Origin of the sequence: Paenibacillus methanolicus, assembly GCF_008124765.1 — a bacterium.
Taxonomy (GTDB): Bacteria; Bacillota; Bacilli; order Paenibacillales; family Paenibacillaceae; genus Paenibacillus_Z; species Paenibacillus_Z methanolicus.
The window spans coordinates 52,307-66,575 of sequence record NZ_VNHS01000012.1 but is presented as its reverse complement, the minus strand read 5'-3'; the positions used below and the strand labels follow the sequence as shown (position 1 = coordinate 66,575).

The window sequence follows — 14,269 nt, the reverse complement described above, 5'->3', positions numbered from 1 at the left end:
CTAAAATGACCGTCGATGGCGCATACTAGCCGGGACTAAACGTAGAAAGGCGGACGACGATGGGGAACGAGGGACAACGGGTCGTGTTAATTAACGGGGCCGGGTGCGAGGTCGGCAAAGCGGCCGCGCTGCATTTTGCGCAAGCGGGCGACATCGTGCTGCTGTGCGATCAGGAATCGGACGTGCTGCAGGACATTTCGAACGAAATTTTCCGCCAGGGGCTGCAGTCGGACGTCTACTTCACGAATGTCACGCAGCCGCTGGAGGTCAGCGCCATGGCGCGGCAGATTATCGGGGATTACGGCAAAGTCGACGTGCTGATCAACAACACGACGAATCATGTCCGCAAGGCCGAGAAAGAACGGGCTTTCGAATATTACGAGCAGTTCTTCGAGGATCTGGTCCGCAGCGTGTCGCTCGTCACCGCTTCCGTCCTGCCTGCGATGCGGGAGCGCCGGTACGGGCGGATCGTGCACGTAATGCCCGGCGTCATTCATGTCGGCGAGAACGGCTTTCCTTCGTACGCGGTCGCGCAATCCAACTTGCATCAGATGACGCTGGTGGCCGCCGAGACGGAGCGAGAACACGGCATCCTGATCAACCTGCTCAATCCCGGCGCGATCCGCACCGAGCTGAACCCGTTCTACGGCGAGGAGCCCGACTCGATCCTGCCCATGCTCGATCGTCTGGCGGCGCTCCCGGCGGACGGCGTCAGCGGCCGACTGCACAACGTGAACATCATGGACCATCTGGGCCAAATTTATTTGGATAACCTGTTCGATGAAGAGGAAGTTGCCTATATGGGAACGGGGGCGGGCGAAGACGAGGAAGGACTCGCGCAACGCTGACCTTCGCTTATGGCTGCTCGCGCACTACGCGCTCACGCTCTATGCCGCTCCGCAACCGTGCCCGTCAATGCTGTCAGGTTAAGAGGGCTCCGCCCTTTTGACCCGACTTTATTGCTCCCTCCCCCTTCCCCCTCCGCTGAGGGGAACCAAAGCTATGCTTCCGAAGTGCGTTTTCCTTTGAAAACGCTCTGGACTCCCTTTTTCGTGCTTGCACCTTTGTTCGCGGTCGGCGGATTGCTTCGAGCTGGCACGCTTTTGTCCTAGCGGACAAAGCTTCAGTGGGTGTTGAACTCAATCCTAAGACACAAGCCTGTCAACTATAGGCCCTAGTTGGCTTAATCGGACGTTTTTCCTTAACCTGACAGCATTGCCCTGCCCCTTCAGTAGCTTCGCCTTTATCGCACGCAAAAACGGCGGCGCAGGATTGCATCCCGCACCGCCGCTTATTCTCTCGCTGCCGTTCCAAATCGGAACGCCTGCCTTGTCCCGCCACGGCAGCCGTTGCCTGTTAAGCCAACCCTTTCGCCTTCTTATAAGCGGCGACGTATTGAGCCGAGCGATCCGCGATCAGGTCGTAGTTGCGCTGCTTCACCGCTTCGGTCGTCAGGTCGGAGCCGATGCCGACGGCGACGGCGCCCGCTTTAATCCATTCGCCCAGATTGTCCAGCGTCACGCCGCCGGTCGGCATGATGTTCGCCTGCGGCAGCGGCCCTTTGATCGCCTTGATCATCGACGGCGAATACAGGTTGCCCGGGAACAGCTTGACGATGTCGACGCCGAGTTCGAGCGCTTCCTGAATTTCCTTGACCGTCATGACGCCCGGCATGATCGGGACGCGGTACCGGTTGCACAACGCGACCGTCGCCGGATTAAGCGATGGACCGACGACGAACTCCGCGCCGCTCAGAATCGCCGCGCGCGCCGTCTCGGGGTCAAGCGCCGTGCCGACGCCGATGATCGCGAACTTGGACGGGTCCTGCGTATCGCTCGAATACGTCTTCGCCAGACGCTCGATCGCCTGCAGCGCGAACGGCACCGTCATCGTCACCTCGATGACCTTGATGCCCCCCGCGATGCATTGGCTGGCCATCTCGAACACTTCTTCCGGCGATTCCCCTCGCAGTACCGCTACGACGCCCTCTTCCGATATTTGCTGGAGCAGTCTCAACTTCTTCATAGCTCGTTCATTTCTCCTTTACCCTGGTATGAAATGATTTGCAAATTGACTAACGTCTTTTCTTCTTCACGGAGGAAGCGTTTTCCTCCCCGAGCCCCTAATCTTCGGCCAAGGCGCCTTACAGGAAGAACACCATATGATGGTCGTCGAAATACGTCCCGCCGATTCTCATCGCGCGCGGCTCGGTGCCGTAGACGGCAAAACCCGCTGCCGTATATAGCCTGACGGCCGCCTCGTTCGACGCCATGACGGTCAAATGCAGCTGTTCCACCCCGTCGCATGCCCTCGCCTCCGCGATCAGCGCCTGCATCAACGACATGCCGACCCGTTGCCCCCGCGCTTCGGGCGCCACGTAGACCGCGTATACGTTCGCCTTGTGCGCGACTTTCGGGTTCGTCTCCCGCACGAGCGTCGCGACGCCGGCCAACTCGCCGTGCTCGTCCATCGCGCCGAGCGTGAATTTGCCTGCCTCGGGCGCCAGTTTGCTTCGGGTCATCTCGATCGGTCTGTCGAGCTCCGCCTCATAGGTCGAGAGAAACGCTTCCGGATGTTCCCGCAAAGCCCGAAGCCGCAGCGCTCGATAGCGCTCCGCATCGTCGGACGTCAGTACCCGAATCATCATGAGGTTGCCGTCTCCTTTCCTTTATCCCCCTGATTTTAACACCAAGCCGACGCATTTTTCAGTCAAATGCGATATTTTGCAAAAAAAGTTCAGCTTTTCGGTCAAATCTCGCGTAAATTTCGCATATGGACCTTTGATCCTCGCCGCCGCTCCTTTATAATGGTAGCTAAACATCAAAATTGGTTGCGCTTACAATCGACGGCAAGGTGACTCGCTCCCAGCTCGTTCCCTTCTGGCTTCGGCACTCGCGGCGAGCATAATCGGCATTCGGGTTCCCCATCTTCCCGCTCATACGGCGGCTTACAACGAGGTGATAACGGCCAATCGCCAAATATGGTTTATTTCTAGTTGAATCAACCTATTAATATTTGTATGATTGATTTATAAATATATGAAACTCTCCCGGAGGAACCATGCGAATAGACGTTACCGATAAATGGCTTCCCGTATACGAAGCGCTTGCCAGCAATGTGCGGATCGAAATGATCCAGCTGCTCGCCAAACAGAATATGAACGTGAAAGAACTGGCGCAGGCGCTCGGCCTCAGCAGCGCGATCATGACGATGCACGTGAAGAAGCTGGAGAAAGCCGGCTTAATTCGGTCGACCATGGTTTCGGGCAAGGGCGGGGCGAAGAAAGTGTGCACGCTGATTACCGATTTTATTGAAATCGATTTCCCTAGCCGCGAAGAGTCCAGCCCGCGCGAATATCACCTGACCGAAGTGTCCGTCGGCCATTACACCGACTTCCACGTCGAACCGACCTGCGGCTTGGCGACGACCGAGAGCGTTATCGGCATTTTCGACGAACCCCGGTATTTCCTCGACCCGGAGCGCGTGAACGCCAAGATTCTCTGGTTCGGGCAAGGCTACGTCGAATACCGGGTGCCGAATTTCTTGATGAAAAGCGAGGATCCGCTCGAGCTCGAGGTATCGATGGAAATCTCGTCCGAGGCTCCTTTCGCCAACGAGAACTGGCCATCGGATATCAAGTTCACGCTGAACGGCGTCGATATCGGCACATGGACGAGTCCCGGCGATTTCGGCGGCGGCAACCGGGGCAAGTATACCCCGGAGTGGTGGTGGAACGAGATCAACCAGTACGGCTTGCTGAAAGTGCTGAAGATCAACGACAAAGGCACGTTCATCGACGGCCAGCACCTCTCCAACGTCACGCTCGATCAGCTCGACATCAAGCGGAAGCAGTGGACGTTCCGGATGGCCGTGCTCGAAGAAGCCGAGAACGTCGGCGGACTAACGCTGTTCGGGTCGGGCTTCGGCAACTACAATCAAGACATTCAATTCAAGCTGTACTACAAAAAAGACGTCACCCCGCGCGGCGAAACGGCCGCGGCCCTGAACGCGAAGTCCTAACCGCAAAGCCCCGTAATTCGGCCAAGCGCCGAATGCGGGGCTGTTTCGTTATATGGACGCGGCGACCCTCTCAGTCTCGGTTGCGAGTCTGCTATCTAGGGGTACAGCTCGTCCCTTTGCGGGCATCAGTCTGTCTGCCTCGCAATGGCGGCAATCGGTAACGCGCGCTCTGCTCAATTCGGCACATGGTAAGCGCCCCTTCGTCGCGCCAATAACGACGCTCAAGTCACTATCGTCCCCGCTACGCCCCTTCGTCGCGCAAATAACGACGCCCAAGTCACTATCGACCCTGCTACGCCCCGTCATCGCGCCAATAACGACGCCTAAGTCACTATCGTCCTTGCACGTGTACGATCCGGCGATTACTGGAAGACGCTCGGTTGCAAGGCGAATCCCTCCCATCCAACGCCGCCCCTCTGTCGCCCAACGCGCAGAAGGCACGGCCCCTTCCGGGACCATGCCTTCTGCTTAAACTCCGCGTCTGACAGAACCGCGCGGATGCTACTTCAGCTTCCAAAGGGCCGCCGTCGCGGCCGGCTCCCAGCCGGTCTGCGCCGTGTGCGGCTGGAGGCAGACGTACGTTTTGCCGCCGTACGCGACTTCGTCGCCGGCTTTATACGCCTTGCCGACCGTCCACGCGCCCGCCGTCGTGCCGGTGCCGCCGCCCGTGCCGCTGGCCGTTGTCGTCACGGACAGCGCGCCGCTGGCCGCCGACAAGTTGCCTGCAGCATCCTTCGCTTTGACCGTGAAGCTGTACGCGGCGCCCGCCGTCAAACCGCTGATCGTCGCCGTCGTCCCCGTCACATTGACGCTGGACCCGCCGTAGCTGACCGTGTAGCCCGTTACGCCCACGTTATCCGTGGACGCCGTCCAGCTCAGCGTGACGCTCGACGAGGTCACGCCCGAAGCCGCGAGCCCCGCCGGCGCGCTTGGCGCGGCCGTGTCCGCCGGCGTACCGCCGCCGCCCGCGCTGCCGCAGGTGCCGACCGCTTTCCACGGGCTGCTGTCCCCGCCTTGGCCCGGCTGATTGCCCTGCGTCCACCACTTGGCCTCGTACAGCGTACCGTTATAGGAGACCCGCTGACCGCCCGTGTACACGGCCGTCGCATTCCATGCCGCGACCGTGCAGGCATTGGCCGGCGCCGTCGTCGCCGCGACCGCGCCGCTCGCGGCGGAGACGTTGCCTGCCGCGTCCTTCGCTTTCACCGTGAAGCTGTACGCCGTACCGGCCGTCAAGCCGCCGATCGTCGCCGTCGTGCCCGTTACGTTCACGCTCGACGTCCCATAACCGACCGTGTAGCCCGTAACGCCTACATTGTCCGTCGACGCGATCCAGCTGAGCGACACGCTCGAGGATGTCGCGCCCGTGACCGTCACGCCCGCCGGTACGCTCGGCGCCGCCGTATCCGCCTGCGCGGCGGTTGTCGTACCCGTGACCGCGCCGCTCGCCGCGGAGACGTTGCCCGCCGCGTCCTTCGCCTTCACCGTGAAGCTGTACGCCGTGCCCGCCGTCAGACCGCCGATCGTCGCCGACGTGCCCGTTACGTTCACGCTCGCCCCGCCATAGCTTACCGTGTAACCCGTTACGCCCACGTTATCCGTCGACGCGGTCCAGCTTAGCGACACGCTCGAGGACGTCGCGCCGGTCACCGTCACGCCCGCCGGCGCGCTTGGCGCGGCCGTGTCCGCCGGCGTGCCTCCGCCCCCGCCGCTGACGCCCAGATCGCCCGCGAGCTTGTTCAGCAGCGTTTTGTTGCGGTCGCCGCTGAATTCCCAGAACATCGCGCCGGCCAAATTTTTAGATTTGATGTACGCCGTTTTGTAGCCCGTCGACTCGACGTCGTCGTAGCTGATATACGTTTTGTTCGTCGCGTTATACAGGTAAGGCACCTTCGCGACGTCGTTCCAATAGCGGGCGTAGCCGTTCTTATTAATGTAGTTCGCTTCGAGATCGTAGAAGTCGAAGCTGCCCTTCTCCCACGTGCCGATCTGCGCGGCGCCGCCGCACGGCTGATACTGCCCGCCGCCCGCGCCGGCGCACCCCGCCCAGCCGCGTCCGTAGAACGGCGTGCCCATGACGAGCTTGTCCGCCGGTACGCCCGCCGCGAAATACGCCTGGATCGCCGCGTCGGTATGGAACGTCGCCGAATTCGGCACGCCCGCCGCCGCTGCCGCCGGATCGTTGTAGAGCGGCGCGTTGTGCGCGCTGAGCGTTTGCCAGCCGCCGTTGAAATCGTACGTCATGATGTTGATCCAATCGACGGCCGCGGCGATTTTGTCGAGCTCGGTGTTCTGAATATAGGACGGGCCCGCGCCGGAGGCGATCGTCAGCAGGTACTCCTTGCCGTCCGTCTTCTCGGCGGCATCGAGCTTCTCGCGGATTTTGTTCAGCAGGAGCGTGTAGTTCTGCTTGTCCGCCGGACGAACGCTGTTGCCCGCGAGCCCCCCGCCGACCGGGTACTCCCAATCTAGATCGACGCCGTCGAACTTGTATTTGCGCAGGAACGCGACCGCCGAATTCGCGAACGTCTCGCGCGTCGCCGCGTCCGCCGCCACGTCGGAGAACCGGTTCGACCACGTCCAGCCGCCGACCGAGATGATGGTCTTCAGATGGGGATTCGCCGCCTTGAGCTTGTTCAGCTGGTTGATGTTGCCGCGGATCGGATCGTCCCATTTGTCGCCGGGAAACGTCTTCTGCGCGTCGATGAACGGATCGCCCAGCACGATCGTGCCGTTCGGCGCGTTAATGTTGCCGACTTCGTCCTGACACGCCCAAGTGGTCGGGTTCGGTCCGGTCGGATCGGAGTTGCCGTGGATGCCGTTCCAGCAAATGTCCGCGAACGCGTAGTTGATGTGCGTCACTTTGGAGACGTCCATGTCGGTGACATTGTAGCTGCGCCCGTAAGCGCTCCAGGAAGGATAATAGCCGATGATTTTGTAGGCGGATGCGGCTTCGGCTTCGCCCTGCGGGGCGGCCGGGAGCGGAAGAAGAGAGAACAGCATGGCGGATAACATCGAGAGCGCGTACAGCTTGCGCTTGCGCGGAGATGTTCCGGATTGCGGTTGGTTCATAAATCGAGAGCCTCCTTTGAAGTGGACGAGAATTGAAGCATCAATCCTGGCTTGCGCTCATGCACGTGAAGACTGAACCTGCTGCCGCCATCACCTCCGGAGTCGAATTGATAACGCTTTCATTTGCAGGTGGCATAATGGCGCTTTCCGCATGTTTATGGGGAAAACGCCTTCACGTCCGATCTGCGATGACCGTCCCGGCTCTATGAATCTATCGATTGCCGAACACTTTCATTATGTTGGAAACGCGCATGCGCAGACAGGGGGAATTTTCGCGAGTCCGGGGGAATTTCATTGGCGCTGGAAAATACATCCGGTAAATAAACGCAGAATATGGGCGAATTTTATCTGAATCGGCCCGATTACAAGGGAATCATTTCTATATGCGATTAGGGATGAGAAAAAAGAAAACACGGCCCCTCGCCGGAAGCCGTGCGTCTGATTGGATTGCCCTTCGTTCAGGCCAGGCTCCGATCACGTCCGCCGCCGCTGCGCCATCAGGTCGACGCCCGCGGCAACCGCGATCCCGGCCGCGTACCGGAGCAGATCGACGGCCAAGAAGCCCCGGCCCAGCACGAGGGCGCCCAGCGTCGTCTCCCGCGCCGCGTTGATCCATGGCGCCTGGTAGAGCTGGCTGAATTCGATCGCGGCCGCGAATACCGCGCTGCACGCCGCCGCGACAGCAACCGGCTTCCGAGCCAACAGGAAGCGGAATCCGGCGTACGCCATCGCCGCCCATAAGGCATCGCCGGCATGCGACGCGACGAACGTCGGCAGCGCGTCCGCGAATCGGCGCGAGGCGAGGCCGAGCAGCACGAGGGCAGCGATCGCGGCGGCGTAAGCGAAGCGCGGCCTCATGCCGCCAGCCCGTAGTACCGCCGCAGCGCCTCGATCAGGCCGAGCGGGTTCTTGCGCAGGTCCTTGGCGCTGAAGAACAGATTGCCCTTCACTTCCGCGAACTGCGCGCTGTACCGCAGCTGGTCGACGATCTCCTGCGCGCTCTGCCAGCCCGCTTCCTTCCCGCCGACCTTATGGCCCGCGTGGCCGATGTATAAGTCGACGCCCGTGCCGCGCACCTCCTGCGCCCACCAGTCGACCAGCTTGCCGTAAGGCGCCGCGGTCGTGGCGAAGCTCCAATAAATTTGCGGCGCCACGTAATCGATCCAGCCTTGCTTGATCCACGTCCGCACGTCGGCGTTCATGCTGTCGTACGCGGTGACGCCCGCCTTCGTGTCCGAGCCGCTCGCGTCGACCGCCTTGTTGCGCCATACGCCGAACGGGCTGATGCCGAAGCGAATGGCCGGCTTCTTCGAGTGAACCGCTTCGTCCAGCTGCCGGACGAAGGCGTTGATATTCGCCCGGCGCCAGTCGCCCTTGTTCGATATGCCGTCTGGATTATACTGCGCGAAAGCCGCATCGTCGCCGAACGCGCCGCTTGACGGATAGAAATAATCGTCCAGATGGACGCCGTCGACGTCGTAGCCGTTCGCCACTTCCGCGATCGCGTCGATAATATGCTGCCGCGCCTCGGGAATGCCCGGATTCACGTACAGAATGCCGCCCGCATTCACGATCCACTCCGGATGCAGCTTCGCGACGTGGTTATCCGCGAGATTCTCAAGCTTCGCGTTCACGCTCGCCCGGAACGGATTGAACCACGCGTGGAATTCCATGCCCCGCTTATGCGTCTCCTCGATCATGAACGCCAGCGGGTCGTAATCCGGCGCCGTGCCCTGCTTCCCGCTCAGCGCTACCGACCAAGGCGTAAGCGTCGAAGGATAGAACGCGTCTCCCGCCGGTCGCACCTGAACGAACACCGCGTTCATCCCCATCCCTTGAAGTTCCCCGAGCAGCGCGACGAATTCCTGCTTCTGCAGCTCCGCCTTGCCCGCGGACGCCTTGGTCGGCCAATCCAAATTATAGACGGTCGATATCCAAGCGCCGCGCAGCCCGTTCAACGCATCGGTCCCCGAGCCAGGCGGCGTAATCGGCCCGCCGTCTTGGCCTGGGTCCGGCTCCGAGCCGTCGCCTCCGCCCGGGTTCTCGGCCGCTCCGCTCTGCAACGCGATCGTCCCGTCCGCGGCGTTCCACACCACGGTCAGCCCCAGCTGCTCGCCGACGAAGCGGAGCGGCACCATAATCCGGCCGCCGCGCGCCTGCACGCTCGCGCCCAGCACCACCTCCGCGCCGTTCACGACCGCGCTCTTGGCGCCGCTCGCCATCGTGATAACGGACGGGCCGTCGACGATCGTCACCGTCTTCGTCATGCCATCCCAGCTGACGACCGCGCCCATGCCGCGGCTAATGACCGCCAGCGGCACCATCGTAACGTTCGCCTTTGGCACCACGTACGGCGCGACGTCCGACGCCAGCTCCTCGCCATCCATGTAAATGCGGATGACGCCCGCGGCCTCCGCCGTCTTCGGCCCGCCCGCGCCGCTCGCCATTCCGACGAGCATCGCCGCCAGCAGCAGCCATTTGATTCCTTGCCACGCTTTCACTTGTTCATCTCTCCCATGCTTGTTTCGTTCCCATGACCCGTCGATAGTTAGACGACGCGGCGCGCGCGTTTGTTGCTGTACAAGGGAATATTATCCAAGCGTCGGAGGAGACGGCCGTTCCTCGCCGCGAGCGCGCAAAGAAGCCCGGGCACGCCGCCCGGGCTTCCGTATCACGTATGGAATAATGGCTGTTTACTCTTCGACGCCTTCCCGCAGCGGCAGGTGTTCCACGAAACTGTCGGACAGATGCAGCAACGCAAGCGCGCGGTCGGACTCTTCCTTCGTCGCGATGCCCGCCTTGACGCTGTTATCCAGCACGTCGTAGGCGGTGCCGTCTTCGAACGAGATGCCCGGCAGGAACATCGCCTTGTCGTTAATGAACGTGCCCGTCGGCAGGAAATGCCGCATCGGGACGAGATTCGATTGCGCGTTCAGCAAGTCTTGGCCGAAGTGGATCTGCTGATCCAACGAGACGCCCAGCAGATTGGCCGCGGTCGGCAGGATGTCGATCAGCCCGCCGGTCATGCCGATCTCGGAAGGCGAGGTGACGCCCGGCGCGTGAAGGATGAACGGAATGTTGAACATGTCCGTGTAGCCGTATTCCCGGTCCATCACTTCCTGCATAAGCTCCTTCTCCTTGCCGTCCAGCGCGTACAGCGACACGCCCTGGTGGTCGCCGTAAAACATGACGACGCTGTTCTCCCACAGTCCGCTCGTCTTCAGGTCGTCGATGAACTTGCCGATCGCCCAGTCGGCGTAGTTCTGCGAACGGATGTAGTCGCCGACGAGCGTGCCTTCGAACCGCTCCGGCAGCTGCATTTTGTACTTCTCTTCCGGCAGGTGGAACGGATGGTGGGCGCTCATCGAGATGACCATCGCATAGAACGGCTTCTCCGCCGCGTCCATCTCGATCAGCTTCGGCATCGTCTTCTCGAAGAACACCTCGTCGGAAGCGCCGAAGGCGATGTGGTCCTGATCGCCGTAGAAGGCTTTGTCATAGAAGGTACCCCAGCCGAGCGCCGGATACAGTTCCGTGCGGTTCCAGAACGACACGTCGTTCGTGTGGAACGTCGCCGTATCGTAGCCGCTGGCCGTCAGCAGCTTCGGCAGGCTCGGCAGCTCGTGCTTCACGTAATCCTCGGTCGCCGCGCCGTGCTTCGGAATGTACAGCGACGTGTTCGTCACGAATTCCGCGTCCGACGTCGTCCCTTGGCCGACCATCGTGTAGAAATTGTCGTAGTGCGCGTTCTCCCGGGCCAGCTTGCTCAGATTCGGCATCACTTCCCGGCCGTCGATCTTCAGGTCGATCAGGAAATTCTGCACCGATTCCATCTGAACGATGATCAAGTTCTTGCCCTTGGCCGCTCCGAAATGCGCGGGTGACGCGGACTTCGAGGCGCCCTTGAGCTCGTCGATCCGCGCCTGCGTGATCTCGTTCATCGGCGCGGGCTCCTCGTCGGCGGTCGTGTCCGCGAAGATCGTATACACTTCGTAGTTGAGAATGCCCATCTCTTCGGCTTGTTTGTTCTCGTTCATGCTCGCGCGGTTCGGCCACACGTTGAAGATGCACAAGACGATCGACAGCACGAACATAACGCCAAGGACCGGCTTCGCGACGGGCTTGACGGTGAACGGTTTGTTCGAACGGGCCGAATTCCGCCGGATCCTGTACAGCACGAAGCCGAGCACGATGATATCGACGAATACGAGCAGGTAATACGGATCCATGAGCGAATAGGTGCTGTCGCCGACCTGGGTCACCTTGCCCGCCTGCGTAATGGCGTGATAGGTGACGATAATGCCGTAATATTTGTAGTACATGAGGACGGTAAAATACAGAAGCGTGAACAAGAGATTCGCTAGCGTGTAATAGAGCAGCTTCCGTTTCTTGGCGAACCATTCGATCAGACAGAAGACGATCCAGAAGAACGGAATTTCCGTCCATAGCGTCAGCCACGACGGGCCGTCCTCGAATACGACAAACCAGGCAAGCGCTCCTTTCAACACGAGAATCAGCGTGAATAGCAGGATCCGCCGATTGCCGAGTCGCATCAGTTGCGGCATTGCAAACCTTCCTTTCCGTTCGGGAACGACGAATAAAGGCCGACAGGCTCGTCTCCGCCTTCCCATGCGTTCTTAGTTCTCGGTCGATTTACGTCACGTACGAACAAGGTCTTGCTTCCTTCGCTTCTCTCATCTCTTCATATATTCAATTAACCTAAGAGACGTTCCCGCGAACGTGAAAAATAGTACATACAACTTAACATAACATCAACCTTACTCCCGTTCATTTTGAAAGTCAAGGCGGCGCAACCAATTGTCATAAATTAGAATTAGACACATTGTCTAGCAAGCGAAATCGGCACAAAAAGCCCGGCCGCCCCATTCGGGACGGCCGAGCCGATGCCGGATTTAATCCGACGCATACGTGGATAGCTTGAAGCTCTGGACGGATTCCATCAGCTCCCCAGCCATCTTGGCGAGCATCGCGGAAGCCGCCGCCACCTCTTCCATCGACGCGTTCTGCTGCTGCGCCGACGAAGCGACGGTATGCGTGCCGTCCGCCGATTCGCGCGCGATCTCGGAGACGCCCGCGATCGAGCCGGCCAGCTCGTCCATCTGGGCGCTGACGGCGCGTATGCCGTCTCTGGCCTCGCGCATCCGGGAAGATAACTGCTCGATCGTCTCGCGGATGCCCTGGAACGTCGCGCCCGTCTGACCGACGCGGTTAATCCCTTCGGCCAGCGCCGCGCTTCCGCCCGCGACGGCGTCGACCGCTCGCTTCGTGTCGCGCTGGATGTCCGTAATAATGTCGCGGATCTGCTCGGCCGCCACCGTCGATTCCTCCGCCAGCTTGCGCACCTCGTCCGCCACGACCGCGAACTCCCGCCCATGCTCGCCCGCCCGCGCCGCTTCGATCGCCGCGTTGAGCGCGAGCAGGTGGGTTTGCCCGGAGATGGTCGTAATGAGCGTGATGATGCCGTCGATTTGCTTCGACTTGCTTCCGAGCGTCTGCATGATCGCCGCCATCCCCTGGATCCGCTCGTCGATGACGTTCATCTGATCGACGGCCGAGCGCACGACGTCGCTGCCGCCGACCGCTTCCTCCCGCGAGCGGAGCGACGACTCGCTCGCGGCTTCGACGCTGCCCGCCAGGTCGCGCACCGATGCCGATACTTGGGCCGCGATGCCCGCCCCGTGCGCGGTCATCTCCACCTGGCGGGTCGACCCTTCGGCGATGCGCGAGATCGCGTGGGCGATCTGCTCGGTCGCCCGGCTCGTCTGCTCGGCGCTCGCGGTCAGCTGCTCCGAGGTCGAGGCCACGGTGTGCGCGTTCTGCACGACGCCGGCGAGCGTGCCTTCGAGGGTATCCATGGTGCCGTTGAAGTTGTCCGCCATCCGGCCGAACTCATCCTCCGACTCCTTCTTGATCCGGTACGTGAAGTCGCCTTCGGCAAGCGATCGCGACAGCCGCGTCACGCCCCGCGCCGCCCTCCCGATCGTTCGGCCGAAGAAGAACACCGACGCGGCCAGCACCAGCACCGCAAGCGCGCAGATGACGTACATTTTCCGCTTCAGATCGTTGATCGGGTCAAGCCATTCCGTATCCGGCTCGACGAGCGCGAGCGTCCAGCCCAGCTCGGGGATACGCTGGTAGAATGCCTGGTTATTGCCGTCCTCGTTCTTGAAGTTCGCCGTGCCCGACTCGCCGGCAAGCATGGCTTTGCCCATCTCTGCCAAGGAAGCTTCCGTCTCGTCCTGCACCTTGGTTTTCATCAGCTTGGTCTGGTCCGGATGTCCGAGATACGTACCATTCCTGTCGATCAGGAACGCCCAGCCCGTATTGCCAATGACCATCTTGCCGACATAGGCTTGCAGGCTGTTCAAGCTTATATCTCCCGTCATGACTCCAAGCGGCTTTTTCTCCTCGTCGCGCAGCGGAATGCTGAACGTGATGAGCGTCGACTTCGTCGTCTCGTCATAATAGGGATCGGTGACCACGGCGGCTTTTTCCGAGTTAATCGCGTCTTTGTACCACGGCTGGTTATGGTAATCGTAGGCCGGGTCGTTATAAGCATCCGTGAACGACGCCTTGTCGCCTTCCTTGAAGCCGTACACCGATTCGTATTTCGTTTCGGGATCATAGGCATATGGTTCATAAAAGACGCCTATCCCGAATGTATCTTTGTTGACGGGCAGGCTGCCTTCGAATATCGCTTGAAGCTCGTCTTTGGAGCGAAACGGGTTCGTCTCGATCGTACGGGCGAGCGACTGCACCATTTTACTGTGCGCGTTCAAGTCGACGTTCATCTGATTGATGACCCTATTCAGTCCGTTATTCATGCCGCGTTCAAGCTCAACGTACAGAGTATCGCGCTGCTGCTTGTTGGAATACAACACGAGCCCCAGCAGCGTCAGCACCACGATTGGCAGCATCGTGGCCAGCATTCTCGCATTTATGCTTCTAAACCGCATCGCAAGCCCTCATCTTTCGTCCGTCGTGGCAGACCTGGCGATTGCAGGTCAGTTACCTACATTTTCACCGGAATTCGGCCAAAACATGCAGAACTCCCCTCCCGGCTCGTCCCGCATCCGAACGAAACGAAGGGCGCCCGCCGCATGGACCACGCCGGTCCAATGCGAAAGACGCCCGATTTGCGCGCAGGCGGACCGGT

Annotated in this window: 9 protein-coding genes; 2 read left to right on the top strand and 7 right to left on the bottom strand. The window is 60.8% G+C overall.

Annotated elements, in window-relative coordinates; genetic code table 11:
- Positions 1–59: 59 nt before the first annotated feature.
- On the top strand, positions 60–848 hold the full coding sequence (locus tag BCM02_RS28040; protein WP_148932448.1) for an SDR family NAD(P)-dependent oxidoreductase: 789 nt from the start codon (positions 60–62) through the stop codon (positions 846–848).
- A 508-nt stretch (positions 849–1,356) separates the two neighbouring features.
- Here the strand turns inward: BCM02_RS28040 and BCM02_RS28035 are convergent.
- Positions 1,357–2,025: a bifunctional 2-keto-4-hydroxyglutarate aldolase/2-keto-3-deoxy-6-phosphogluconate aldolase gene (locus BCM02_RS28035; RefSeq protein ID WP_148932447.1), complete on the bottom strand. Its 669-nt coding sequence runs from the start codon at positions 2,023–2,025 to the stop codon at positions 1,357–1,359.
- A 118-nt stretch (positions 2,026–2,143) separates the two neighbouring features.
- Positions 2,144–2,647 (bottom strand): GNAT family N-acetyltransferase, encoded by a 504-nt coding sequence (locus tag BCM02_RS28030; protein WP_148932446.1) that lies wholly within the window; start codon positions 2,645–2,647, stop codon positions 2,144–2,146.
- Between the two features lie 413 nt (positions 2,648–3,060).
- Here BCM02_RS28030 and BCM02_RS28025 point away from each other — a divergent pair, with 413 nt between their 5' ends.
- Positions 3,061–4,020 (top strand): ArsR/SmtB family transcription factor, encoded by a 960-nt coding sequence (locus tag BCM02_RS28025; protein WP_148932445.1) that lies wholly within the window; start codon positions 3,061–3,063, stop codon positions 4,018–4,020.
- A gap of 501 nt (positions 4,021–4,521) precedes the next feature.
- Here the strand turns inward: BCM02_RS28025 and BCM02_RS28020 are convergent.
- From BCM02_RS28020 to BCM02_RS28000, 5 genes are all read right to left on the bottom strand, one after another.
- A complete protein-coding gene (locus tag BCM02_RS28020; protein ID WP_148932444.1) occupies positions 4,522–7,092 on the bottom strand; it encodes a glycosyl hydrolase family 18 protein in 2,571 nt (856 codons plus the stop codon).
- A gap of 474 nt (positions 7,093–7,566) precedes the next feature.
- Positions 7,567–7,950, bottom strand: coding sequence for a ribosomal maturation YjgA family protein (locus tag BCM02_RS28015; RefSeq protein WP_148932443.1), 384 nt, complete (start codon positions 7,948–7,950; stop codon positions 7,567–7,569).
- Complete coding sequence (locus tag BCM02_RS28010; RefSeq protein ID WP_148932683.1) at positions 7,947–9,551, bottom strand: family 10 glycosylhydrolase; 1,605 nt, start codon at positions 9,549–9,551, stop codon at positions 7,947–7,949. The genes BCM02_RS28015 and BCM02_RS28010 overlap by 4 nt, the downstream gene beginning before the upstream one ends.
- Positions 9,552–9,785: 234 nt before the next feature.
- The gene (locus BCM02_RS28005; RefSeq protein ID WP_148932442.1) at positions 9,786–11,657 is read right to left on the bottom strand and encodes an LTA synthase family protein; all 1,872 of its coding nucleotides are present in this window, start codon (positions 11,655–11,657) and stop codon (positions 9,786–9,788) included.
- Positions 11,658–12,005: 348 nt separating this feature from the next.
- Entirely contained in the window at positions 12,006–14,069 is a 2,064-nt protein-coding gene (locus BCM02_RS28000) for a methyl-accepting chemotaxis protein (RefSeq protein WP_148932441.1), read from the bottom strand.
- Positions 14,070–14,269 lie beyond the last annotated feature (200 nt).